24 protein-coding genes are annotated in these 23,993 nt (G+C 68.0%); 9 read left to right on the top strand and 15 right to left on the bottom strand.

Annotated elements, in window-relative coordinates; translation table 11 throughout:
• Nucleotide 1: 1 nt before the first annotated feature.
• Nucleotides 2–751: a 2OG-Fe dioxygenase family protein gene (locus AC3WUM_RS06290; RefSeq protein ID WP_492409346.1), complete on the bottom strand. Its 750-nt coding sequence runs from the start codon at nucleotides 749–751 to the stop codon at nucleotides 2–4.
• 86 nt (nucleotides 752–837) lie between these two features.
• Nucleotides 838–1,593, bottom strand: a complete 756-nt coding sequence (phbB, locus tag AC3WUM_RS06285) for an acetoacetyl-CoA reductase (protein WP_492409345.1) — start codon at nucleotides 1,591–1,593, stop codon at nucleotides 838–840.
• A 182-nt stretch (nucleotides 1,594–1,775) separates the two neighbouring features.
• Between phbB and AC3WUM_RS06280 the strand changes: the two genes are divergently transcribed.
• Nucleotides 1,776–2,471, top strand: a complete 696-nt coding sequence (locus tag AC3WUM_RS06280; RefSeq protein WP_492409344.1) for a P-loop NTPase family protein — start codon at nucleotides 1,776–1,778, stop codon at nucleotides 2,469–2,471.
• Nucleotides 2,472–2,583: 112 nt separating this feature from the next.
• Nucleotides 2,584–3,213 carry a hypothetical protein gene (locus tag AC3WUM_RS06275; RefSeq protein ID WP_492409343.1) on the top strand — a complete coding sequence of 210 codons (630 nt, stop codon included), beginning with the start codon at nucleotides 2,584–2,586 and terminating at the stop codon, nucleotides 3,211–3,213.
• Between the two features lie 82 nt (nucleotides 3,214–3,295).
• On the opposite strand, the gene AC3WUM_RS06270 is transcribed toward AC3WUM_RS06275, so the two are convergent.
• Complete coding sequence (locus AC3WUM_RS06270; RefSeq protein ID WP_492409342.1) at nucleotides 3,296–4,975, bottom strand: choice-of-anchor I family protein; 1,680 nt, start codon at nucleotides 4,973–4,975, stop codon at nucleotides 3,296–3,298.
• Nucleotides 4,976–5,238: 263 nt separating this feature from the next.
• On the opposite strand from AC3WUM_RS06270, the gene AC3WUM_RS06265 reads away from it, so the two are divergent.
• Nucleotides 5,239–5,505 (top strand): hypothetical protein, encoded by a 267-nt coding sequence (locus AC3WUM_RS06265; RefSeq protein ID WP_492409341.1) that lies wholly within the window; start codon nucleotides 5,239–5,241, stop codon nucleotides 5,503–5,505.
• A gap of 9 nt (nucleotides 5,506–5,514) precedes the next feature.
• On the opposite strand, the gene AC3WUM_RS06260 is transcribed toward AC3WUM_RS06265, so the two are convergent.
• Both AC3WUM_RS06260 and AC3WUM_RS06255 read right to left on the bottom strand, forming a co-directional pair.
• Nucleotides 5,515–6,789: a phospholipase D-like domain-containing protein gene (locus AC3WUM_RS06260; protein ID WP_492409340.1), complete on the bottom strand. Its 1,275-nt coding sequence runs from the start codon at nucleotides 6,787–6,789 to the stop codon at nucleotides 5,515–5,517.
• A 14-nt stretch (nucleotides 6,790–6,803) separates the two neighbouring features.
• Nucleotides 6,804–7,745: a patatin-like phospholipase family protein gene (locus AC3WUM_RS06255; RefSeq protein WP_492409339.1), complete on the bottom strand. Its 942-nt coding sequence runs from the start codon at nucleotides 7,743–7,745 to the stop codon at nucleotides 6,804–6,806.
• A gap of 134 nt (nucleotides 7,746–7,879) precedes the next feature.
• Between AC3WUM_RS06255 and AC3WUM_RS06250 the strand changes: the two genes are divergently transcribed.
• Nucleotides 7,880–8,758 carry a methylated-DNA--[protein]-cysteine S-methyltransferase gene (locus AC3WUM_RS06250; protein ID WP_492409338.1) on the top strand — a complete coding sequence of 293 codons (879 nt, stop codon included), beginning with the start codon at nucleotides 7,880–7,882 and terminating at the stop codon, nucleotides 8,756–8,758.
• Nucleotides 8,759–8,764: 6 nt separating this feature from the next.
• Here AC3WUM_RS06250 and AC3WUM_RS06245 read toward each other — a convergent pair whose 3' ends face one another.
• The 3 genes from AC3WUM_RS06245 to AC3WUM_RS06235 all read right to left on the bottom strand — a co-directional run bounded on the left by AC3WUM_RS06245 (nucleotide 8,765) and on the right by AC3WUM_RS06235 (nucleotide 10,671).
• Nucleotides 8,765–9,112 carry a DMT family protein gene (locus AC3WUM_RS06245; protein ID WP_492409337.1) on the bottom strand — a complete coding sequence of 116 codons (348 nt, stop codon included), beginning with the start codon at nucleotides 9,110–9,112 and terminating at the stop codon, nucleotides 8,765–8,767.
• 79 nt (nucleotides 9,113–9,191) lie between these two features.
• Complete coding sequence (locus AC3WUM_RS06240; protein WP_492409336.1) at nucleotides 9,192–9,908, bottom strand: Bax inhibitor-1/YccA family protein; 717 nt, start codon at nucleotides 9,906–9,908, stop codon at nucleotides 9,192–9,194.
• A 142-nt stretch (nucleotides 9,909–10,050) separates the two neighbouring features.
• A complete protein-coding gene (locus AC3WUM_RS06235; RefSeq protein WP_492409335.1) occupies nucleotides 10,051–10,671 on the bottom strand; it encodes a DUF1134 domain-containing protein in 621 nt (206 codons plus the stop codon).
• Nucleotides 10,672–10,808: 137 nt separating this feature from the next.
• Between AC3WUM_RS06235 and AC3WUM_RS06230 the strand changes: the two genes are divergently transcribed.
• Complete coding sequence (locus AC3WUM_RS06230; protein ID WP_492409334.1) at nucleotides 10,809–11,798, top strand: helix-turn-helix transcriptional regulator; 990 nt, start codon at nucleotides 10,809–10,811, stop codon at nucleotides 11,796–11,798.
• A gap of 9 nt (nucleotides 11,799–11,807) precedes the next feature.
• Here AC3WUM_RS06230 and rlmH read toward each other — a convergent pair whose 3' ends face one another.
• The 7 genes from rlmH to AC3WUM_RS06195 are packed head-to-tail and all read right to left on the bottom strand — an operon-like array spanning nucleotide 11,808 to nucleotide 18,306.
• Nucleotides 11,808–12,278 (bottom strand): 23S rRNA (pseudouridine(1915)-N(3))-methyltransferase RlmH, encoded by a 471-nt coding sequence (gene rlmH, locus AC3WUM_RS06225; RefSeq protein WP_492409333.1) that lies wholly within the window; start codon nucleotides 12,276–12,278, stop codon nucleotides 11,808–11,810.
• Between the two features lie 15 nt (nucleotides 12,279–12,293).
• Nucleotides 12,294–12,644, bottom strand: coding sequence for a ribosome silencing factor (rsfS, locus tag AC3WUM_RS06220; RefSeq protein WP_492409332.1), 351 nt, complete (start codon nucleotides 12,642–12,644; stop codon nucleotides 12,294–12,296).
• Nucleotides 12,622–13,296, bottom strand: coding sequence for a nicotinate-nucleotide adenylyltransferase (gene nadD, locus AC3WUM_RS06215; protein ID WP_492409331.1), 675 nt, complete (start codon nucleotides 13,294–13,296; stop codon nucleotides 12,622–12,624). The genes rsfS and nadD overlap by 23 nt, the downstream gene beginning before the upstream one ends.
• Nucleotides 13,297–13,349: 53 nt before the next feature.
• A complete protein-coding gene (locus AC3WUM_RS06210) occupies nucleotides 13,350–14,642 on the bottom strand; it encodes a glutamate-5-semialdehyde dehydrogenase (RefSeq protein WP_492409330.1) in 1,293 nt (430 codons plus the stop codon).
• Nucleotides 14,639–15,682, bottom strand: coding sequence for a DNA polymerase III subunit delta (gene holA, locus AC3WUM_RS06205; protein ID WP_492409329.1), 1,044 nt, complete (start codon nucleotides 15,680–15,682; stop codon nucleotides 14,639–14,641). The genes AC3WUM_RS06210 and holA overlap by 4 nt, the downstream gene beginning before the upstream one ends.
• Nucleotides 15,683–15,725: 43 nt before the next feature.
• The gene (locus AC3WUM_RS06200; RefSeq protein WP_492409328.1) at nucleotides 15,726–16,538 is read right to left on the bottom strand and encodes a TatD family hydrolase; all 813 of its coding nucleotides are present in this window, start codon (nucleotides 16,536–16,538) and stop codon (nucleotides 15,726–15,728) included.
• A gap of 7 nt (nucleotides 16,539–16,545) precedes the next feature.
• Entirely contained in the window at nucleotides 16,546–18,306 is a 1,761-nt protein-coding gene (locus AC3WUM_RS06195; protein WP_492409327.1) for a hypothetical protein, read from the bottom strand.
• A gap of 84 nt (nucleotides 18,307–18,390) precedes the next feature.
• Between AC3WUM_RS06195 and AC3WUM_RS06190 the strand changes: the two genes are divergently transcribed.
• Genes AC3WUM_RS06190 through AC3WUM_RS06175 form a run of 4 tightly spaced genes read left to right on the top strand, consistent with a single transcriptional unit; the run spans nucleotide 18,391 to nucleotide 23,982 of the window.
• Nucleotides 18,391–19,065, top strand: coding sequence for an alpha/beta hydrolase (locus AC3WUM_RS06190; RefSeq protein ID WP_492409326.1), 675 nt, complete (start codon nucleotides 18,391–18,393; stop codon nucleotides 19,063–19,065).
• A 57-nt stretch (nucleotides 19,066–19,122) separates the two neighbouring features.
• A complete protein-coding gene (locus AC3WUM_RS06185) occupies nucleotides 19,123–19,833 on the top strand; it encodes a hypothetical protein (protein WP_492409325.1) in 711 nt (236 codons plus the stop codon).
• A gap of 23 nt (nucleotides 19,834–19,856) precedes the next feature.
• Nucleotides 19,857–20,315 carry a tellurite resistance TerB family protein gene (locus AC3WUM_RS06180; RefSeq protein WP_492409324.1) on the top strand — a complete coding sequence of 153 codons (459 nt, stop codon included), beginning with the start codon at nucleotides 19,857–19,859 and terminating at the stop codon, nucleotides 20,313–20,315.
• The gene (locus AC3WUM_RS06175; RefSeq protein ID WP_492409323.1) at nucleotides 20,308–23,982 is read left to right on the top strand and encodes a response regulator; all 3,675 of its coding nucleotides are present in this window, start codon (nucleotides 20,308–20,310) and stop codon (nucleotides 23,980–23,982) included. The genes AC3WUM_RS06180 and AC3WUM_RS06175 overlap by 8 nt, the downstream gene beginning before the upstream one ends.
• Nucleotides 23,983–23,993 lie beyond the last annotated feature (11 nt).

The following is a 23,993-nucleotide window of genomic DNA, read 5'->3' as shown; positions in this document are numbered from 1 at the left end:
TTTAGTCCGCGAGCGCGCGGAACGTCACCACGAGCACGTCGCGATACGCCGGCTGCGCCGGATCGATCGGCTGCACCGGCGTCACGCCGTGGAAGACGCGGTGATCGTCGATCAAGGTCGCGTCGAACGGATGCGTGAGCGTGAAGCTGCCGAGATCGCGATCGTCGGGAGAGTGGATCGTGGTCGTGCCGCTGGCGATGTTGATGCGCCGGACCAGCAGCACGAGCACGTAGTCGACGCCGTCGCGATGCTTGCCTTCGGGCGTCGGCTTGCCGCTCTCGCCCGGAATCGCCTCGATGCGGAACTGATGCAGCTCGACGTGCCAGCGCCTGGCCTGCGGTGCGAGCGTGCCGAACAGAGCGTGGCAGCAGCGCAGCACGGCCTGCAGGCTGGAGCCTTGCGCGATCGCATCCGGCACCGGCTCGAACCAGCGCGCCACGCCGCCGTTGAGACGGTTGTATTCGAGCCCCTGGTAGTGCGGCTGGTGCGGCTGCCGGTGGAGGCCGTCGGCATCGGCCGCGAACACCGCGTAGCGGCGCCGGCGGTAGCGCCCGCCGTCGGCCATGAAGGTATCGACCGGCATGTCGTCCCAGCTCGCCGTGAACGCGGCCCAGTCGCTCAGCGAACCACTGGCCTCGAGCAGGCGACGCATGTCGGCGGCCCCGACGAACACGTGGCCATCGACCGCCAGCGCCCGTTCGATCGCCTCGGCGGCGGTCGCTGGGACGGACGGAACGGGTGCCTGGCTCATGGATTTTTAGTGGCGGCGCGTGGCGGCGGGCGGTTGGGGCGCAGGATCATCCGCCCGAGCATCAGTCGCGTCAACGGCCCAGTCCGCTACGCAGACATGAACAGCCCGCCGTTGACCGGCAGGTTCGCGCCGGTGATGTAACCCGCCTCCTCGTCGGCCAGAAAGCGCACCGCGCGCGCGATCTCGGCCGGCTCGGCCATGCGGCCCATCGGCACCTGGGCGAGCACGGCGGCGAGCGCCTCGGGCTTGATCGCGGCGGTCATCGGCGTGCGCACGTAGCCCGGCGAGACGGTGTTGACGGTCACTCCGAAGCGCGCGCCTTCCTGCGCAAGCGCCATCGAAAAGCCGTGCATGCCGGCCTTGGCGGCCGAGTAGTTGGCCTGGCCGAACTGGCCTTTCTGGCCGTTGACCGAGGCGATGTTGACGATGCGTCCGTACTGCTGCGCGCACATCGCTTCGAACACCGCCTTGCAGCAATGGAACACGCTGTCGAGATTGCTCGCCAGCACCGCGCGCCATTGTTCGAGCGACATCTTGGCGAAGCGCGCATCGCGCGTGATGCCGGCCGCGTTGACGAGCACGTCGACGCGGCCGAGCCGGGCGATCGCGGCTTGCATCGCGGCCTGTGCCGAGGCCGCGTCGGCGAGATCGCCGAGCTCGACGTCGATGCGATCGGCGAACCCGCCGAGCGCCTCGCGCCAGGCCGGCAGCCGCTCGCCGTCGGACGGATGGCCGATGGCGATCACACGCAGTCCCGCCGCTGCGAGCTGCCGGCAGATTTCGCTGCCGATGGCCCCGGTGCCGCCGGTGACGATGGCCTTGCGCGGATGGGAGCTGTTCATCGGGTTCTCTGGTTCCAGGTGGCGTGACGGGGTGGATTCCCGGGCGCGGCGGCGCGCCGCTTTGCGGCGCATTGTGCGCGAATCGCCGGCGTCGCCAGCGACTGCGAGGCGGGGCGTCGAGGCCGGATGCGCTAGCCTGCCGCTCCAAACCGGGGCGATGCCCCTCTCATGTGGAGTTTCTGATGGCAACGGTTCACTTCATCGGCGGCGAAAAGGGCGGAGTCGGCAAGTCGCTGCTCGCGCGCCTGCTGGCGCAGTACCTGATCGATCGCGAGCAGGCTTTCCTGGGCTTCGATTCCGACCGCTCGCACGGCGCGCTGCTGCGCTTCTACGCCGGCTACGCCTCGCCGGTGGCGATCGACCGCTTCGAGAGCCTCGACGCGGTGCTCGAGGCCGCCGCCGAGCAGCCCGACCGCCGCATCCTGGTTGATCTTGCGGCGCAGACGCACGAGCCGCTGGTGCGCTGGCTCGACGAATCCGGCGTGATCGAGCTCAGCGGCGAGCTCGGGCTGTCGATCCGCTATTGGCACGTGATGGACGCGGGCCGCGATTCGGTGGACCTGCTTGCGCGCTGGCTCGATCGCTTCGGCGGCCAGCTGCCGCTGGTGATCGTGCTCAATGCGGCGCGTGGCGACGACTTCGCGATCTTCGAGCGATCGGGCCTGCGCGAGCGCGCCACCGCGCTCGGCGCGACAATCATCACCATCCCGCGCCTGCACGAAGCGGCGATGACCAAGATCGATGCGCGCAGCCTCAGCTTCTGGGCCGCGGCCAACAGCGAAGACAAGAGCTACACCGGCCTGGGCCTGCTCGAACGCCAGCGCATCAAGGTCTGGCTGCGCAAGTGCTACGAGGCGCTCGACGACGCGAAGGTCTGAGCTCACTCGCCTCGAGACTCGAGATTCGGGACGCTCGCTGCAGCCGTTCAGCGGATGATCGCGTGGCATCCCAACAATGGAAGCCGGTTCGTCCATCCAGCGAGAAACGCCCGTGCCGAATTCACTGCGCCTGCTGTCATGTGCTGCCGTCGCGCTGCTGGTGTCATGCCAGCAGCAAAGCGCGCCCGATGCGCCCGCCTCCGCGCCCGAGCGCGCCGAGCCGACGCCGGCTGGCGAAAGCCCTCCGGCCGGTACGGCGTCCGCCGCGTCCTCCGACGCGTTCGCGGAGACGGCTCCGATCGGCTTCGAAGGCTTCGGCCCCGCGCATTTCGGCGACAACGAGGAATCGATCCGCCAGTCCTGGGGCCGGCCGCTGAAGATCACCGGTACCGATCAGGACAGCTGCCGCCTGCTGATTCCGGAGCCCAGGCTCGGTGACACGTATCGCATCGTCTTCATGCTCGAGGACGGAAAGTTCGTGCGCTACGTGGTCGACGTCGATCAGTACAGCGCGCCGGGCGGACTCAAGGTCGGCGCGAGCGCGGACGAAGTGCTCAAGACCTACGCCGGACACGTCGAGGCGATGCCGCACAAGTACGTCGAAGGTGCGCAGTATCTGGTCGTCACGCCGCCGCAGGGCGGCGACAAGCGCCTGCTGTTCGAGACCGATGCGAAAGGCAAGGTCATCGCCTGGCGCATCGGTGTGATGCCGCAGGTGATGTACGTCGAAGGCTGCTCTTAAGACGCGAACGAAGAAGCGGCTGCATCCAGCCTTCGCGGGCCGGATGCAGCCGCTTTTTTGTGTAGCCGTGACGGCTTGAGGCTTACTTCAGCTCGACCGCGTCGATCTGGAAGATCGAGGTCGTGCCGCTGACTTCGTTGCCGACCGCGAGCAGCGGCTTACCGTTCGGGCTGTGCTCGGCCGCGATGAAGTGCAGGCCTTCGGGACCGATGTCGCCCGCGCTCGAATCGTCGATTTCCTTGGTGAAGTCACGCGTGTTGAGGTACTGCACGAAGCGTGCGTTCTGCGGGTTGCTGACGTCGTAGACCATGATGCCGCCGATGCGCTCGAGGCCGATGAACGCGAACGTGTGGCCGCCGATCTTGCCGAGCGCGACGCCTTCGGGTTCCGGACCCTTGTTGTCGCTGCGGTCGTCGAAGTTGTTGTTGTCGTTGCTCGCGTTGAAGAAGCTCGGATTGCGCTGCGCGGTGATGCGCTCGAATTCCGATCCGCTGTCGTACACCTGCGCGCCGTCCGAATTCCAGATGCTGAACGAGCGGCCGCCGAGCACGAGCAGCTCCTGCAGTTCGCCGGCCGCGTTGGTCTTGGCGCCGTACGGCGTGATCGTCAGGCGACCGAGATTGGTGTTCTGCTTGAGCGTGGCCGCGTCCGGGAAGACCGCCGGATCGAGCACCACCGACGAGGAGCCGACGCGCTTGGTTTCTTCGCCCGGAATGAAGTCGTTGCGATCATCGCCTTCGTTGGCGGTGACGTAGTAGGTCTTGCCGTTGAAGTCGTAGGCGGCGATCGCGTCGGGCTGATAAAGGCCCTTGACCGGCCAGTTGCGGATGTTGATGCGGCCGTCGCGATCGCTCGCGTCGAGCTCGTTGCCGATGATCGAGTGATCCTTGAGGCCGAACGGACGGATGTCGACGAGCGCCGGGTTGGCGATGTCGCTGATGTTGATCACCGCGGCCGCATTGGCTTCCTGCAGCGTGGCCCAGGCGGTCTTGCCGTCCGGCGAAATGGCGATGTACTCGGGCTCCAGATCCTGCGCGACGCTCGCGCCCGGACCGTAGATGCGCACGCCCTTGGCGCGCAGTTCGTCGGCCTTGTCGTCGTAGGCCTCGAAGCCGACCGTCTTCACGGTGGCCGCGGCGACGCCGGCGCTCAGGTCGATCACGCTGATCGAGCCGACCGGGTCGACGGTGTAGCCCTCGCTCGGCTCGCCTTCGTTGGCGACCAGCACGGCCTTGCCGTCCGGCGTGAACGCGAGCATGTCGGGCAGCGCGCCCACCGCGACTTCGCCGAGCTTTTCGAGCGAGCTCGAGCTGTAGAACTCGACCTTGCCGTTGTCGGTCTTGGTGTCGGCCTCGATCGCCACTGCGACGATGCCGCCCGAGACCGCGACGCTGTTCGCGCTGCCGCCCTCGGACTTGATGGTGTTGAGCTTGGCCGGAGCGCTCGGGTTGGCCGCATCGAGCACGTCGATGCTGACTTCGGCCGCGTTGACCACGAACAGGCGCTTGGTGGCCGGATCGTAGCTGACGATTTCGGCGGCGCTTTCTTCGGCCAGGCCCGATGAATAGCGGCCGAGCAGGCTCAGCTCGATCAGCACGGCGCTGGTTCCGTCGGTGCCGTTGCTGCCATTGCTGCCGTTGCTACCGTTCTGGCCCGCGGGGCCCTGCGGGCCGGTCGCGCCGTCGGAGCCATCGTCGCCCGAGCAGGCGGAAAGGCCGGCGGCGAGCAACATCGCGGCCAGCGAAAGAGCGTACTTCTTCATCAAAAAATCCCCCGTTCTGGAATTTCAGTCGCGCATCGAAGAACCGCGAACGGTAGGCTGGCTTTGCGACAGCCCGGTGACGCCGGAATGACGATTCGATTGCGCCCAGCGCATCGCGAGGCCGGTTTCTGGTGCGCCAATGCGCGCCTGGGCGCCTCGTCAGCTGTGCTTCATGCAGGCGCGCGGATGATTTTCGGGCTTGGCGGTGGGGGCGCTATGCCGTTTCATCCTGACTTTCCTAGGCTCATTACGGAGTTCATCTCATGAAAAAGCAGCTCTCGCTCGCGCTGTTCGCGTCCGCGCTCGGTCTGGCCTCGCTGCCGGCCGTCGCCGATTGCGTATCCTCGGCCCAGGCCGTCGAATCCGATATCTCCAAGCTCTCGAACCAGGCAAAGAAGGAAAAGGCGCAGCGCTCGATCTCGCTGGCCGTCGAAAGCGCGCAGAACGGCGACGAAGCCGCGTGCGAAAAGCACTTCAAGGAAGCCAAGCGCATCGCCGGCATTCGCGGCGAGACCGTTTCGAGCCGCTGAGCGTCGTCGCTAAAGGAGACGCTTGATGGAGCCTGCGAACAGCTCCATCAGGCGATCGAACCAGCCGCGCCGTTTCCACTGCGCGAGCTGGATTTCGCCGGCATGCCGCAAGTCGTGCTCGAACACGCGCTCGAGTTCCCGCGCAAAGCCTGCATCGACGATGAAGGCGTTCGCCTCGTCGTTGTGGAACAGGCTGCGGTAGTCGAGGTTCGCGGAGCCCACCGTGGCCCAGACACCGTCGACGACGGCGGTCTTGGCATGCAGCATGGCCTGCTGGTATTCCCAGATGCGCACGCCGGACCTGAGCAGGCGCGCATAGCGGCGCCGGCCCGCGTAGCGCACGAGCGGCACGTCGCTGATGCTCGGTAGCAGCAGGCGCACGTCGACTCCGCGCCGCGCCGCCGCGGCGAGCGCGCGGATCAACCTGCCGTTCGGCGCGAAATAGGCCTGCGTGATCCAGATGCGCTCGCGCGCGAGCCGGATCGCCGACAGGTACGCGTGATAGATGCGCGGTTCGACGCGGTACTTCGGTCGCAGCTGCATGAGGTGCGCGGGCGGCGCATCGGTGATCAGGTGATCGACGAAATCCTCGCCCTGGTCGGTGATCGCGCAGACGCGCGCCGCGGCTTCGGCGACCGGTTCGCTGCGATAGCAGCCGTCCTCGTCGCGCAGCGCGCCGAGGCGTGCCCAGTACATCAGGAACATCTGCTGGAACTCGGCGACCGCCGGGCCTTCGAGCATGACCTGCGTATCGCGCCAGCCGCGCTCGCTGCCGACGGCGGGCGTCGGATCGTCGGGAGAGCGCCGGTATTCGTCGGTGATGTTGACGCCGCCCGTGAACGCCATGCGGCCGTCGACGATCAGCGTCTTGCGATGCGAGCGCCGGGTCATGCGCCAGACGCGCGGATTCTTGAACGGATTGATGCTGTTGAACTCGCGCAGCTCGACGCCGGCCTCGCGCAGCGCCTCGCGGTACTCGTCGCCTGCGCCCGAGGCGCCGAGCCCGTCGAGCATCAGCCGCACCTTCACGCCGGCTCGAGCACGCTGCTGCAGCACTTCGGCGTAGCGCGTGCCGAGCTCGTCGTCGGTCAGCAGGTAGGTTTCCAGATGCACGTGATGCTGCGCCTGCGCGATCGCGCGCAGCTGCGCCTCGTGGGCCTGCGGGCCGTCGAGCAGCAGCGTGAGCCGGTTGCCACCCTTGATCTCGCGCCCGGCGATCTTGCGCAGCGAAGTCGCGAACCAGTCGGCGCGTTCGAATGCGGCGGAGGCGACCGGAGCGTTCACGCCTGGCGTCGCGGCTAATTCGCCGAGCCCGGCTTGATCGGCGCCGGCACCTGGTCGGCCGGCATCATGCGCGTCTTCTGGGCGATCAGTTCGCGTATCTTCGGCACCGCCGCGAGCGCTGCGCGCTCGCCTTCGAGGATGGCTTTCTGCTTGGTCTCGAAATTGGTCGTCGCCAGGCCTTTGACGTTCGGAGCGATGATCACGTCCGCGGTCGGCAGCTCGTTGGCCTTGAGCGCGTTGCCCATGATGTCGAAGGCCTTGAGCACCGAAGCCAATGAGCTGTTGCTCGGCACTTCGGCGACAGGCTGGCTGATGTCGACCGCGATGACGATTTCCGCGCCCATGCGCTTGGCGTAGTTGACCGGAACCGGGCTCACGGTGCCGCCGTCGACGTATTCCTCGCCGTTGATGACGGGCGAGACGAAGATGCCCGGAATCGCCGACGAGGCGCGCACGGCCTGGCCGACGTCCCCGCGCGTGAACAGCACGCCTTCGCCGGTGCGCAGCTTGGCCGCCACTGCGGCGAACGGCTTGTCGAGCGATTCGATCGGCCGGTTGCCGACCTTGTCGTTGATGAACTTCTGCAGCGCCTCGCCGCGCAGCAGTCCGCGGCCGAACAGCTGCCAGTCCGCGAACGCGGCGCGGTCGAGGTCGAAGGTCATTTCCTGCAGCTCGAAACCGCCGTGGCCGGCCGCGTAGAGCGCGCCGACCACGCTGCCGGCACTGGTGCCGACGATGAGGTCCGGCACGATGCCCTGCGATTCGAGCATCTTGAGCACGCCGACGTGCGCGAAGCCGCGCGCGGCGCCGCCGCCGAGCGCGATGCCGACCCTCGGCTTGACCGCAACCATCGGCGGTGGCGGCGCGACCGGCTCGGGTTTGCCGGCGCAGGCGCTCACGAGCACGGCGAGCAGGGTGGCGAAGCAGCGATGACGGAGGCTCGCGAGCGGCGGCATGATCGGACGAAAGGTCAGCTGGAGCCCGATTCTAAGTCCGAGCCGGGTGCCGAGGCTGAATTTGGCAACGGCGCAACAATCGGATGGTTCGATCGGGCGGCGCACGCGAAGATGCAGCGCATCAGGAGAACGACATGACCCCGACCACATCGACGACTTCCGCCGCGGCCGACCTCGACCGCATCAGCGCGCTGTGCCGCTACATCGAGACGCATCTCGACGAATCGCTCACCCTCGATCATCTCGCGAGCCAGGCCGGCCTGAGCCGCTTTCACCTGCAGCGCCGCTTCAAGGCCGTCACCGGCGTGAGCCCGAGGCAGTACATCGAGGCCCTGCGCCTGCGCCGCTTCAAGAGCGGGCTGCGCGACGAGGCCGCGGTGACCGACGCGATCTACGACGCCGGCTTCGGCTCGGCGAGCCGTCTCTACGAGCGCACGGCCGCGCACCTGGGCATGACGCCGGGCCAGTACCGCGCGGGCGGCAAGGGCGTGAGCCTGTCGTATGCGGTCGAGCAGACCGAACTCGGGCCGCTGCTGATGGCCGCGAGCGATCGCGGGCTCTGCTTCGTGCAGTTCGGCGACAGCCAGGCCAGCCTGCTCGAACAGCTCGCGAGCGAGTTTCCGCAGGCCTCGATCACCTCGATGCCGGCTTCGTCGGCCGCGCAATTCGCGGCCTGGATGCAGGCGCTGTCGGCGCATCTGCAAGGCCGTGCGCCGGCCGTCGGGCTGCCGCTCGACCTGCGTGGAACCGCGTTCCAGCATCGCGTCTGGACCTATCTGCTGAGCATTCCGGCCGGCGAGCTGCGCTCGTACACCGAAGTCGCCGAAGGCATCGGCAGCCCGCGCGCGGTGCGCGCGGTGGCGAGCGCCTGCGCGTCGAATCGCATCGGCGTGATCGTGCCGTGTCATCGCGTGATTCGCGGCGACGGCAGTCTCGGCGGCTACCGCTGGGGCCTCGACCGCAAGCGCGCGCTGATCGACGCCGAGCGGCGCATGCCGCCGTCCAGGACCTGAAAAGGGCTAGCTTCTGAAAATGAAGTACACCGCGCCGACCATGCACAGCGCGGCCCACAGGAAGTCGAGCTTGATCGGCTGCTTCATGTAGAGCACCACGAACGGCACGAACACCGCGAGCGTGATGACCTCCTGCAGGATCTTGAGCTGAGGCAGCGACAGCGCCGACGAGCCGATGCGATTGGCCGGTACCTGCAGCAGGTATTCGAACAGCGCGATGCCCCAGGAGATCAGCGCCGCGATGATCCAGGGTTTGTCCTTGAGCCCCTTGAGATGGCCGTACCAGGCCATCGTCATGAACACGTTCGACAGTACCAGCAGGCCTGCGGTCTGGCCCAGCACGCTCCAGTTCATCATCGGTCTCCCAAACCCATCCATGAAATCCGCCAACAAAAAGCCCCGCCGTAGCGGGGCTCTTGAATGAGGCGTTCGATCAGTCGTCGTTCGAGGCGAAGCCCAGGATGTGCAGCAGGCTCGTGAACAGGTTGTAGATCGACACGTAGAGCGTGACCGTGGCGAGCACGTAGTTGGTCTCGCCGCCGTTCACGATCTCACCGGTCTGATACAGGATCATGCCGCACATGAGCAGCGCGAACATCGCCGACACCGCGAGTGCGAGCGGCTGCAGCTGCACGCCGAACAGCGAGGCGATCAGCACGCCGATGCTCAGCGCGAAGGCCAGCAGGATGCCGCCGACCAGAAAGCCGCGCATGAACGAGAAGTCCTTCTTGCTCTTGACCGCATAGGCGGACAGGCCAAGGAAGATGGTGCCGGTGAGGCCCAGCGCCATCACCACCACCTGCGTGCCATTGGCGAGGTGATTGATGTAGGCATTGAGAATCGGGCCGAGGCCGAAGCCGAGTAGGCCGGTCACCGCGAACACCACGTAGATGCCGGACTCGGAATTGGCGGTGCGCGGAACCACGAACCACAGCAGGCCCATCGCCGCGAACGAGCAGATCAGGCTCAGGCCGTACGGAGCGCCGACGGCCATCGAAACGCCCGCCATCGCCGCGCTGAACAGCAGCGTCATCGACAGCAGCAGATAGGTATTGCGCAGCACCTTGTGCGCAGGCGAGACGGCGCCGGTCGTGCCGAAGCGGCCGTTGGCGACGGTGGCGCCGCGATATTGAGGTTGCAGGTCCTTCATGAGGCTCTCCTGAGAGGGGGTGACCCGAGGTCATCGATCCGAGTCTAGCAAACGAATGCCCGGCGAGCCGGGCATTCGGTGCTTCGTTGAGACCCCGCGACGAGCGCGAGGTTCCGCTGACGCGGACCTCGGCCGCCCGCCATCAGAACGGAACCAGCGAGCGCTTGAGCGTGTAGTGCAGGTAGCCGACGTTGGCTCCCGCGCGCAGGCCGACGCCGGTGCGGATGGGGGCCAGCGTGATGTCGCCGCTGCGCTGGTAGTTCACGCCGAGGCCGCCGACCACGTAGATGCTGCCGTCGACACCCGGAAAGCGCTGCAGCATCTGGTCGGTGTTGCGCAGGTTGTAGACCAGCGTGAACGACTTCGACGCGTTGCCGCCGAAATCCCAGCCCACCGAAGGCCCCTGCCAGAAGATCGGCAGGCCGGCATTGCCTTCGCTGCCCTTGTAATAGAGCGTGCCCTTGCCGTAGCGCAGGCCGGCGATGAAGGCGCCGCCGCCTTCCTCGCCGAGGATGTAGGCGTTCGGCTGGCCCTGCTCGGCGAACACCTTCTCGATCGCCTTGGCGAGCCCTTCGGTGGTGGCGCCGAAGAAGTCCTTGCCCTTGGCGAGGATTTCGTCCGAGGAGTAGGTCTCCTGGCTGACGGGTTTTGCTGCGCCCTTTTCGCCGGCAGGCGGTTCGTCCTCGGCGAGGGCGCCGACGGACGCGGTGATCGACAACATCGACAGCACCGCGGCGAACGCGGTCGTCACGACTTTATGCATGGTCCCACTCCAGGGCTCGAAAGTGCGCCCAGTCTTGAGGCGCGTGATTAGCCGAAGCTGAACCTTCGCCCAATCCAGCCGGTGCTGCTACATTTCGAGACTTCCATCGATTGGCGCAACGAGAAGGGGAGGCCGGCTTGGAGCAGCCCAGCGTGCAGAACGAGCCCAACGAACGGGTCGATACGGTCGATCGCTACATTGCACGGCTCTATCGCTCGGTGCTCGCGGTTTCTCCGAGCGAATACCGCAGCTGGGCGCTGACCCGACTCGCGCAGGTGATTCCGCACGATGCCGCGATCTGGGCCAGCGGCAGCATCGAGAGCTTTCGCTTCCACACGGTGACGATGGTCGGCCTGCCGGCAGATTTCCCTTCCAGGCTCGAGGCCACGCACCACATCAATCCGCTGTTCCAGCGCATCATCGCCGATCTCGACCAGCCGACCGACATGGAGAGCGTGCTCGACGACGAGGCCTTCCATCGCAGCGAACTCTATCGACAGGCGTTCAAGCCGGTTGGCATCGAGCGCATTCTGAGCACCGCGCACATGGACGAGCGCAGCGGGCTTTACTCGCTCGTCACGCTGTATCGCAAGAATCCGCAGGCGCGATTCAGCGCGGCCGAAAAGGACGCGCAGCGGCGCATCAACTTTCACCTGTTCAACGCGCACTCGCATGCCTTCTTCGTGAACCAGCTGCAGGGCAGCGATCGGCCGCCCGGCAGCGGAGCGGCGGTGGTCGATGCCACCGGCGTGTTTCACGAGGTGCAGCCGCGGCTGCTCGATGCGCTCGACAAGCATTTCCCGCGGCGCGCCAAGCCGCAGCAGCTGCCGTTTCCGCTGCCCAAGTCCGGCAGCACGGTGATGGTCGACGGGCTCGCGGTGAAGTGCCAGCCGCTTGGCGACCTGTTCCTGCTGCACATCTGGGAAGCCGGTCCGCTCGATCGGCTCACCGCGCGGGAGCGCGAGATCGTGCATGCGGTTGCGCAGGGGCTGTCGTTCAAGCAGGCGGCGCGCAAGATCGGCGTCGCGCCGTCGACGGTCGCCAATCATCTCTATCGCGTATATCGCAAGCTCGGCGTTTCGAGCCGAACCGAACTCGCCGGACTGGTCTACCCGGCCGGCGACTAGACTCGCGGCTCAGGCGCGGTGGTAAGGGTGGCCGGCGAGCAGCGTCGTCGCCCGGTACAGCTGCTCGGCGAGCAGCACGCGCACGAGCGCATGCGGCAGCGTGAGTTTCGATAGCGCCCATTTCTGCTGCGCTTTCTGGATCACCTCGGGCGCATGGCCGTCGGGACCGCCGACGAGCAGGCAGACTTCGCGCGCATCGGCCTGCCAGCGCCTGAGCTGCTCGGCGAGGTCGAGGCTGCTCCAGTGCTCGCCGCGCTCGTCGAGCGCGACGATGCGCGAGCCTTCCGGAATCGCCTTGAGCACGCGCTCGCCCTCATGCTGCTTGGCACGCGCGATGTCGGTGTTCTTGCCGCGCGGTGCGAGCGGCAGTTCGACGAGCTCCAGCCGGAACTCGCGCGGCAGGCGTTTGACGTAATCCGCCCAGGCCGTGTCGACCCAGTCCGGCATGCGCCCGCCGACGCTGACGAGGCGCACTTTCACCGACGAGACCTCGCGTCAGCCGTTGGCCTGGCGCTGCATGGGCGGCGCCATGTCCCAGAGCTTTTCGAGCTGGTAGAACGCCCGCGTCTGCGCCTGCATGACGTGCACCACCACCTCGCCGAGATCGACGAGCGCCCATTCGCCTTCTTCGAGGCCTTCCACACCCATCGATTTGAGGCCGGATTCGCGGGCTTTGTCGATCACGTTGCGTGCGAGCGCGGCGACATGCCGGCTCGAGGTGCCCGTGCAGATCATCATGGTGTCGGTGATGGTGGTGATTCCGCGCACGTCGAGGACGCGCAAGTCGATGGCCTTGAGGTCTTCGAGAGCGTGGCGGGCGATGTCAGTCATAGGCTGGGTCTTCATCATGTGAGAGAAGGCTGATGTCCTCGGGTGTGAACGACGAAATCACGGCCTCGGGAACGAGGCCGCGGACGGACCGCCCCGCCTTCAGGAGACGGCGGATGCGGGTTGAAGAAATCGCCAGCGGCGGAATGTGCGTGGACATCCACAGACCGTGGGGACGCGCGTGCAGATCGGAAGCCTCGTGCACGCGCCGGCCGCGCAGATGGGCGACCAGTTCGGGAGCTGGAGCCGGCGGCTCGAATGGCCGCTCGACGAACACCAGGTGCGCCAGATCGGTGATCTCGCGCCAGCGATGCCAGGTGTGGAACTGGTTCGCCGCATCGTCGCCGAGCAGCAGCACGAGCGGACGATCGGGATGCTCTAGCCGCAGGCTCGCGAGCGTGTCGTAGGTGTACGAGCGGCCCTGGCGGCGCAGTTCGCGGTCGTCGGCGATCAGTCCGCCCTCGCTGCCGATGGCCAGGCGCACCCAGTCGAAACGGCGTTGGGGCGACACCTGCGGGGCATCGCGATGCGGCGGGCTCGAGCTCGGGATCAGATGCACCGTGGCGAGCGCGAGGCGTTCGCGCAATTCCAGCGCGAGTCGCAGATGCCCGTTGTGGATGGGCGTGAAGGTGCCGCCGAAGATGCCGAGCGGAGCGTTCAGCGCCGCCACCCGCTGCCGCCGCGCAACCGACTCATGCGCCCCGGCTCATCAAAGGACGATCCTCAACGAACATTCCCGTCGCCGAGCACGACCCACTTCTGCGAGGTGAGTCCTTCGAGCCCGACCGGACCACGCGCATGGAACTTGTCGGTGCTGATGCCGATCTCGGCGCCGAGGCCGTACTCGTAGCCGTCGGCAAAGCGCGTCGAGGCATTGACCATCACCGAGCTGCTGTCCACTTCGCGCAGGAAGCGGCGCGCCTTGGTGTAGTTCTCGGTGACGATCGCGTCGGTGTGCGCCGAGCTGTAGAGCGCGATGTGATCGAGCGCGTCGTCGAAGCCGTCGACCACGCGGATCGCGAGGATCGGCGCCAGGTATTCCTCGCGCCAGTCGTCCTCGGTGGCCGGCTTGGCGTCAGACAGGATGCGGCGCGTGCGCTCGCAGCCGCGCAGCTCGACGCCGGCTTCGCGATAGATCGGCGCGATGCGGTCGAGCGCCTGCTGCGCGATCGACACGTCGACGAGCAGCGTCTCCATCGTGTTGCAGGTGCCGTAGCGCTGGGTCTTGGCGTTGACCGCGATCGCGGTGGCCTTGTCGAGATCGGCTTCGGCGTCGATGTAGACGTGACAGACGCCGTCGAGATGCTTGATGACCGGCACGCGCGCGCCGTTCGAGACCGCCGCGACCAGGCCCTTGCCGCCGCGCGGAATCACCACGTCGACGAACTCCGGCATCGCCACGAGTTCGCCTACCGTGCGACGGTCGGTGATGTCGAGAATCTGCACCGCGTCCTCGGGCAGGCCGGCGTCGCGCAGCGCGCGCGCGATGCAGCGCGCGATCGCCTGGTTGCTCTGCATGGCTTCGGAGCCGCCGCGCAGGATCGCGGCGTTGCCGGACTTCAGGCACAGGCTGGCGGCGTCCGCGGTCACGTTCGGACGCGATTCGTAGATGATGCCGACGACGCCGAGCGGAACGCGCATGCGGCCGACCTGGATGCCGGACGGGCGCAGCTTCATGTCGGTCATCTCGCCGACCGGGTCGGGCAGCGCGGCGACCTGGCGCACACCGTCGGCCATCGCTTCGATGCGGGCCTCGTTGAGTTCGAGGCGATCAAGCAGCGCGGCGTCGAGCTTGTTGGCCCGGCCCAGGCGCATGTCCTCGGCGTTGGCGGCGAGAATCGCGCGCTTCTCGTCGATCAGGATCTGCGCCAGCGAGAACAGGCAGCCGTTCTTGGCGCCGGTGTCGGCACGCGCGACGAGGCGGGCGGCGGCGCGTGCGCGCTGGCCCTTCTCGCGCATGTAGGCGGCGACATCGATCTGCTTGCTGCTGGCGGATTTCACCGCGGTGACGTTCATGCTCGGCTGCCTAGAGTCCCTAACTTCAATTGGGGTGCGGCCCCGGTGGCCGTCAGGACCAATGTTAGCAACTCTTCCCAGGCCTGTTCCTTGCCGCCGGTGGACTTGGCGAGCTGGTCGATGACCGCCGCCTTGCGCATCCAGCCGTAGACCTGCGGCAGCCGCGTCCGCCGCAGCGCCTTCTGATACGGCCCCTGGCGCGGACGCGCGATGCGGGCGGCATCGACCGCGCGCTGCACGTCGCCTTCTTTGGCCAGCATGGCCTGGGCCTCGGCCCACTGGCGCAGGCACCAGTTCACCGCGCCGAGCAGCTCGAGCACCTCGACGCCTTCCTCGCGCAGCCGCGCGAGGCTGCGCGTGGTGCCCGGGCCGTCACCCGAGAGCATGCGTTCGGTCAGGTCGAAGGCGTCGAAGCGGGCGCTGTCCGCGACCGCCTCGCGCACCTGTTCGGCACCGATCGCCGAGCCCGGAAACAGCAGCGCGAGCTTGGAGACGTCCTGGGCCGCGGCGAGCGCGTTGCCCTCGGTGCGCTCGGCGAGCAGGCGCAGGGCGTCCGGATCGGGCGCCAGGCCCGCGGCGCGCAGGCGGCCGGCGAGCCAGTCTTCGAACTGGTCGGCGATCGGCCAGGCATAGACGCTCGCGCCGGCCGATTCGATCGCGGTGTACCAGGCGGCATTGCGCTGGCGCGTGTCGAGCGCACCGCAGGTGACGATGATCAGCAGATCCTGCGCCGGATGCTCGGCCACCTGCTGCAGCACCGCGCTGCCCTCGGTACCCGGCGAGCCCGAGTTCATGCGCACCTCGATGATGCGCTGGCTCGCGAACAGCGACAGGCTGTTGCAGGCCTCGGTCAGCTGATGCCACTCGAAGCCCTTTTCGACGTCGAGGATCTCGCGTTCGGAAAAGCCGCGCTTGCGGGCGGCGGTGCGGATGGCGTCGAGCGATTCCTGGATCAGCAGTGGCTCGTCGCCGGCGACGACGTAGATCGGCAGCAGCTGGCGCGACAGGTGCGCGGCGAGATCGGCGGGCTTGAGCTTCATGGGCGCATTGTCCCATCGGCTCCGGCGAAAAAGAACCGAAGGTTTACGGTGACGCCTCGATGCAGAAAAACCGCCGCGCGTTACGGGTGGTGATCGCTGCGAGCTCGACGCGCTCCTGCCCGCGCGCGCTCGCGAGCGCGTCGAGCACGTAGGGCAGGTAGCAGGGCTCGTTGCGCCGGTACACGGATTTCTGCGCGGACTTGGGCGCCGTGCGCGGCAGCAGGTAGGGCGCGTCGGTTTCGATCAGCAGCCGATCGTCCGGGATCAGCTTCACGGCCTCGATCAGATGCCGCCCGCGGCGCTCGTCGCAGATCCAGCCGGTGATGCCGACGTGGCAGTCGATGGCCAGGTAATCGGCCAGCGCTTCGGCGGTGTCGGTGAAGCAGTGCACGACCACGTCGCCGAGCCGGCTGCGGTATTCGCGCAGCAGGGCAAAAAAATCCGCATGCGCGTCGCGCTGGTGCAGAAACACCGGCAGGCCGAGTTCCACCGCGATCTCGAGCTGCGCGGCGAAGGCGCGGCGCTGGTCTTCGCGCGGCGAAAAGTCGCGAAAGTAATCGAGCCCGCATTCGCCGAGCGAGACTACGCCGGGCTGGGCCGCGAGCTCGCGGAAGCGCTGGCCCATCGCGGGCGTCCAGTCGCTCGCGTGATGCGGATGCAGGCCGGCGGTGGCGTAGAGCCGGCCCGGATGGCGGGCCGCGAGCGCGGCGGCCTGCTCGGCGCTCTCGGCCGAGCTGCCGGTGACGACGAGCGTCGACACGCCGGCCGCGGCCGCGCGCTCGAGCACGGCGTCGAAATCGGCCGCAAAGCTCTCGTGCGCCAGGTTGGCGCCGATGTCGATCAGTTCGGGCGTCACGGGCTCTCTACGGGGCGGGGCACTGCTGGCGCAGCAGCACGCGCTGTTCGGGCTGGGCCCTGGCGTCGATCGGGCGAACGATGCGGATCAGCTTGAACTCGGCGAGCCGTTCGGCATCGCCGGCCGGGCGGCCCTCGTTCCACTCGTCGCAGAGGCGGCCGGCCCAGACCGGCAGCAGGCTGCGGTGGCGCGGTTCGGCGAGCCGGTCCTCGTAATAGCGCCAGCGAATGTCGTCGTCGGCCGGATCGGGATCGAGCACGTCGGTCTCGGTGCCGTTGCCGAGCACGCCCGGGGCGAGCCAGTGCGCGTCCTCGCGCAGCGCCGCCGGGGCGAACCAGTCCCAGCGCTGGTCGAGGCGCAGCAGCTGCAGCGGCGGGCTCAGCAGCTGCCGCAGGCCGTTGTTCGGGCCCGCGAGTCCGAGCAGGTTGCCGCCGAGCACGAGCACCGTGGCGACGGCGATCCAGCGGCCGCTGCGCACGGCTCCGGCCGGCGAGGACCAGCGGTTGCGCCCGATCCGGCCCCAGCGCTGGTGATGCGGGGCCAGCTGCATGTAGAGCCGGTCGGCCTGGGCGCTCAAGGCCGGGCGCGCGAGCCAGCGGCCGATCCAGCCGAGCAGCGGCGAGCGGCGGATCAGCAGCAGCAGGGCTTCGCCGCGCAGGTGGGCGCTGTCGTCGCGGTCGAACACGACCCAGGAATCGTTGGCGCGGGCCAGCGTGTCGGCCCGGCGGTTGCCGCGCGCGGGCTGCAGGTCGGCATCGACGAGCAACAGGCCGATCAGCAGCCGGCAGGCGGTGCGGCAATGGGCGCAGCCGTCGTCGTAGAACACGCGCAGAGGCGTGGGCGAGCGCAGCTGGCGACGGCGTTCGAGCGCCTCCCAGAAGCCGCTGCCGATCAGGGCCGACAGCCCGACCAGCAGCAGCCAGCTCAGCAGCCCGAGCGCGGTCGACGTGAGCATCAGCAGCACCAGCACGGCGAGCTGCGGCAGCACGAGTAGGCGCACGATGCCGCGCAGGTCGAAGCGCTGCGCGATCACCGGCAGGGGCAGCAGCAACAGCAGCGGGCCGAGCCATTGCAGCCACTGGCTCCAGGCGCTCAGCGCGGCGAGCAGCTGCGGATGCGTCGCCAGCCATGGTGCGAGGCCGCGTTCGAGGCTGGCCAGCGCGAACACGCGCTGCCAGCCGGCCCAGTCACCGCCACCGCCGCGGTGCAGGGCGTCGAAGAAGAACGGCGACAGCACCTGCAGCGTCAGCGCGATGGCGGCCGCCGATTGCAGGCGCGCGGGCAGCGGCGGGGCCTCGCTGAGCGTGGCGTCGATGCTCCAGCGTCCGGCCAGCGGCAGGAACAGGCTCCAGAACAGCAGGGCGCACAGCAGGACGTCGCCGGGCCCGATCACGAGCGGGTTGCGGTTGCACAGCGATACCGCGAGCACCCAGGCGACCAGCGTCGCCAGCCGTGTGCGCAGGCCGGCCGCGATCGCCAGGCCGGCGAGCGCCTGGACCCCGATCAGCAGGGTCTGGAAGGCAGTGCTGTGGTTGACGAGGTGCAGCGACCAGCGCCAGCTGCCGAGTTCACCAGCCAGCGCCGAAGGCGGCAGCAGGCCGTCGAGACCGTAGAAGGCGCCGATGTCGCCGAAGCGTCCGCAGGCGTCGAAGAACACCAGCAGACCGAGCCCGAAGCGGAACACGGCGAGCGAGCGCAGATCGACTGCCGGCAGCGTGCGAGCGGCCGGCCAGATGCGCCCGAAAAAGTCACGGAAGAAGGGAGTCATGCGAGGCGGCAGCTTACACAAACTGGGCCGCGAGCTGGGCTGCCGCATTCAGCTGCCGACGAGGCGATTCCGTACACTGGCGCGATGACCCGCTCCACCGACGATCTGCCCGCCCCGGGCGCTTCCCACGACCTGCTGCTGCCCGGCGCCGCCGGCGACGTCGAGGTGATCCTCGCCGCCCCCCGGTCCGCGGTCCGCGGCTACGCCGTCATCTGCCATCCGCATCCGCTGTTCGGCGGGGCGATGAGCAACAAGGTCACGTACACGCTGGCCTCGATCGCGCTCAAGGCCGGCTTCTACGCGCTGCGTTTCAACTTCCGCGGCGTCGGCAAGAGCGCCGGCACGCACGACGAGGGCGTCGGCGAAACCGAAGACACCCTGCTGATGGTCGACTGGCTGCGCCAGCGCATGCCGGCCGCTTCGCCGTTGCTGCTGGCCGGTTTTTCGTTTGGCGGCTATGTGAGCGTGCGTGCCGCCGAGCGGGCGCGGCCGAGCCTGCAGATCAGCGTCGCCCCGCCGTTCGGCGGACGCTTCGCTTATGCCGAGCGGCCGCAGCGGCCGGATTGTCCCTGGCTCGTCATTCACAGCCGCGACGATGACGTCGTCGCCTATGACGAAACCGCCGCCGCGCTCGATGCCTACGATCCGCCGCCCGAGCTCGTCACCGTCGATGGCGCCGGGCATTTCTTCAACGGGCGGCTCGGCGACCTGCAGTCTGCGGCCGGCGCCTTCATCGAGCGTCATCTCGACCAGCCCTGAGCTATTCTCAAACCCACAACGCGTCGCCCACGCGGTCATCAGCCGGAGCACACCATAATGAAAAAGGAACTCGCTGCAGCCTGCTGCCTGTTGTTCGCCCAATCGGCCTTCGCCGACGACTTCGACATCGTCAACCCGGATCGGGGTGCCTTCAAGAAGGTCTCCGAAGACCTCGTCCACGCCTATAGCTACAAGGCGCTCGCCCCGGCCGAGGCCACCGGCCTGACCGGCTTCGGCATCGGCGCTTTCGGCAGTTACATGTCGGTCGACAAGGACGCCTGGGAAACCCTGACCGGCGAAGACATCTCCGGTATCGGCATGGCCGGCATCGTCGCCCACAAAGGCCTGCCGTTCGGTGTCGACCTGGGTGCCTACTACGGCTACGTGCCAGGCGCCGAGGCCGACGTGTTCGGCGCCGAAGTGCGCTACGCGATCCTCGAAGGCGGCGTCGCCACACCGGCGCTCGCGGTGCGCGGCTCGTACAGCAACGTCGGCGGCGTCGATGACGTCGGCGTCGACAGCTACGGCCTCGACGTCACCGCCTCCAAGGGCTTCGCCTTCCTGACGCCGTACGCGGGCGTCGGCTACGTCTGGGGCAAGGTCAAGACCAAGGGCAGCGTCAGCGCGACGCTCGACGACGAAAAGGTCGACGACGCCCGCTTGTTCGTGGGCCTGCGCATCTCGATGCTGCTGTTCGAGCTGACGCCCGAATACGAGCGCATCGGCTCCGACGACGTGTTCAACCTGCGCGCGGGCTTTTCGTTCTAGAGCGGTTTCACGGGGCCGGTTTCATGTGGCAGAAGCTGTTGCGTCATTTCGAAAGCCCGCCGGTCGATCCGGCGGCTCGTCAGCGGCTCGCCGTGGCCGTGCTGTTGCTCGAATGCGCGCGCGCGGATTTCGACCAGAGCGCCGACGAGATCGCGCAGGTCCGAAGCTCGCTGCAGCGCTACTTCGGACTCGATGCCGGCGGACTCGAAGCCCTGCTCGCCGAAGCCGGCGAGCAGGCGCGCAAGGCCGTTTCGCTGCACGAGTTCGTCGGCAGCCTCAACGCCTCGCTGCAGCCCGCCGACAAGCTGCAGATCATGAGCATGCTCTGGCAGGTCGCCTACGCCGACGGCAAGCTCGATGCGCACGAGGAGCATCTGCTGCGCAAGTTCGCCGACCTGCTTTACGTGCCGCACAAGGATTTCATCGCCACCAAGCTCGAGGCCGCAGCGCAGGCACGCCCGCAAAGCGGCTCACATGGCTGAGCCTGCGGCGTCCGGTCGCAAGGAATCGGCCGGCTCGCGCTGGCTGCTGAATCTATCGCTGATCAACAAGGCCAGGCTCGGGCTGAGCCTGATCATGCTGGCCTTCCTGGTCGCCTGCCTGGCTTTCGTCTGGATGCAGCGCCGCGAGCAGGAGGCGCGCGACTGGACCGTCCACACCCACGAAGTGCTGCTCGTCACCGGGCAGATCGACTCGGGCCTCATGCGCATGCGCCACGCGCTGCGCGACGGCCTGCTGACGAGCAACACGGCCCGGCTGCAGGATTTCGCCGACGAGCAGCGCAAGTTCGACGAGGCGCTGCAGGCGATCAACGTGCTCACGCACGACAACCCGGGACAGCAGGCGCGCCTCGCGCGCGTGAACCAGGAGCTTTCGCTCTGGACGTCGGTGTTCATCGATCCCGCGCTGGAGCTGCTGCGCCGCCTCAGGCCCGGCGAGCAATTGCGCGAGCGCAAGGACGTGCTCGACCTGCTGTCGATCGGCTCGAATCACATCGCCGCCCTGCAGCAGCTGCTGTCCGAAATCGAGCAGGACGAGCGCGTGCTGCTCGAGCAGCGCATGCGCACGCTCAAGCGCAACAACTCGCTCGGCAAGGTCACGATGGGGGGGGTGTTTCTCGTCGGCCTGCTCGCCACCTGGTGGGCGCTGACGATGGTGCGCCGCAGCGTCGCCGAGCCGCTCGGGCGCCTGACCGGGCTGCTCGATCCGATCGCCGCGGGCGACTACAAGGACCGCATTCCGTATCAGTGGCGCGGCGACGAAGTGGGCCTGTTCGCCCAGTCCCTGAACAAGCTCAACCAGCTCGTACGTCAGCGCCGCGACGAAGACTGGGTCAAGACGCATCTGGCGCGCCTGATCGGCGACCTGCAGCTGGCCGACCGGCACGAGAGCTTCGGCGATCGCCTGCTGCGCCTGTTCTGCGAATGGAGCGGCGCGGGCTATGCGGTGGCCTATCGCTGGAACGAGGACACGCATCGGCTCGAAGCCTGCGCGGGCTACGGCGTCGCCGCCTCGGCCTGGAAGCACACGAGCTTCGAGTCGGGAGAGGGCCCGGTCGGCCAGTGCATGCGCGAGCAGAAGATCATCCTGCTGTCGCCGGTGCCGGCTGCGCATTTCGAAATCGTCTCGGGCCTCGGCGCCGGCCTGCCCGATTCGCTGCTGTTCGCGCCGCTGGTTTCGCGCGGCGAAGTGGTCGGCGTGATCGAGCTCGCGAGCCTCGGCGGCTTCGCGCCGCTCGTGCAGCAGTTGCTGACGGAAGCGCTGAGCCCGGCCGCGCTGGCCTGGCAGACGCTCGGCCGCAGCCTCAGGACGCGGGAGTTGCTCGACGTCACCCAGGCGCAGGCCGAGGAGCTGCAGGCCTCGGAAGAAGCGCTGCGCATCCAGCAGGAAGAGCTGCAGAGCACCAACGAGGCCTTGCGCACGCGCAGCACCCAACTCGAAGAGCAGGGCCAGCGCCTGCAGGCGTCCGAGGAAGAACTGCGTGCCCAGGCCGAGGAACTGCGCATCGCCAACGAGGCCCTGCGCGAACGCTCCGAATCGCTGACCCAGCGCCAGGCCGAACTCGAATCGGCGCGCACCGAACTCGAAAAGCGCGCCGATGAACTCGAGCGCGCGAGCCGCTACAAGAGCGAGTTTCTCGCCAACATGTCGCACGAGCTGCGCACGCCGCTCAACAGCATGCTGATCCTCTCCAAGAGCCTCGCCGACAACGACGACGGCAACCTGCTGCCCGAGCAGATCGAGAGCGCGAGCATCGTCCACGACTCGGGCCGCAACCTGCTGCAGCTCATCAACGACATTCTCGACCTGTCGAAGGTCGAGGCCGGGCGCATGCAGGTGATTCCCGAGGACGTGGTGCTGGCCGATTTCGCGGCGATGGAAGAGCGCAACTTCGCGCCGGTGGCACGCACGCGCAACCTGGCGCTGAAGATCGAACTCGACCCGGCGCTGCCGCCGACGATCCGCACCGACGGCACGCGCCTGGGCCAGATCATCACCAACCTGCTGTCGAACGCGTTCAAGTTCACGTCCGAAGGCAGCGTGACGCTGCGTATCGAGCCGGCGCCGGTCGAGCGCCTGAACCTGTCGGGCCTCAAGCCCGGGCACGCGGTGCTGTTCTCGGTGATCGATACCGGCATCGGCATTCCGCAGGACAAGATCGAGCAGGTGTTCCGTCCGTTCGAGCAGGCCGATTCGAGCACCAGCCGGCGCTACGGCGGCACCGGCCTGGGCCTGTCGATCGTGCGCGGCATGGCCGGCCTGCTCGGCGGCGACGTGTTCGCCGAAAGCGAGCTCGGCAAGGGCTCGACCTTCATGCTCGCGCTGCCCGACGTGCTCGAGATGGCCGGCGGCGACGTCCCGCTGCACGCGCCCGCCGCGCCGAAGGCCACGATGCCTGGCGCCGCGAGCGCCACAGCGGTCGTGGCGCCGGCTGCGCAGGCTCCGGCTCCATCGACGCCGGGCGCGCAGGCAGCGCGGCAGAGCGACAAGCCGCCGGTGCTGCTCGTGGTCGAGGATGACGCCGCGTTCTCGAGCATCCTGACTGCGCTGGCCGGCCGCAAGCAGCTGCCGGTCGAAGTCGCGGCCACCGGTGCCGAGGCCCTGCGCATCGCCGCCGAGCGTCCGCTGCTCGGCGTGCTGCTCGACCTCGGGCTGCCCGACATGAGCGGCTGGAGCGTACTCGAACAGCTCAAGCGGCAGCCCGCCACCGCGAACGTGCCCGTGCACATCATCTCAGCGGCCGACGAGGCCGAGCGCGTGAGCAGTTCGGGCGCGGTGGGTTTCCTGACCAAGCCGGTGACGCGCGAGGCGGTGCTCGACGCGATGCAGCGGCTCATCGATTTCGGTTCGGCGCTGCTGCGCGGCGCGCGCCAGGTGCTGCTCGTCGACGACGATGCCGGCGCGCGCAAGGCCGTGCGCAAGCTGCTCGAGCACGAGCCGGCCGAAATCTTCGAGGCCGCGAGCGGGGCGGAGGCCGAAGCCGCGCTGCGCGAGCGCCACTACGACTGCATGATCCTCGACCTCGGGCTGCCGGACATTTCGGGCTTCGACCTGCTCGACAAGCTGTCCGCGCAAGGTCCGTTGCCGCCCGTGGTGATCTACTCGGGCCGCGATCTCGACGACGAGGAGAACCTGCGCCTGCGCCAGTACACCGAGAGCATCGTGATCAAGGGCGCGCGTTCGCCCGAGCGCCTGCTCGACGAGGTCTCGCTGTTCCTGCACGCGCTCGGCCGCCGCGACGCGGCCACCGCCGCGAGCGTCGCCGACGTGCAGAAGGACGTCGCCGGCAAGAAGGTGCTGATCGTCGACGACGACATGCGCAACATCTTCGCGCTGAGCAAGGCGCTGCGCACGCGCAAGCTCGACGTGACGATGGCGCAGGACGGCTACAAGGCGCTCGCCCAGCTCGATGCGAATCCGGACGTCGATCTCGTGCTGATGGACATCATGATGCCCGGCATGGACGGTTACGAGACCATCCGCAGGATTCGCGAGCAACCGCGCTTCGCCAGGCTGCCGATCATCGCGGTGACCGCCAAGGCGATGACCGGCGACCGCGAAAAATGCATCGAGGCCGGAGCCAGCGATTACTGTTCCAAGCCGATCGATGTCGAGAAGCTGATGTCCCAGATCCGGGTCTGGATCTGAAGAGGGCGAAC

Source organism: Hydrocarboniphaga sp. FW305-C-57, assembly GCF_058783045.1.
Note: the sequence above shows the minus strand (reverse complement) of the source record. Positions and strands in the feature narration are given on the sequence as shown.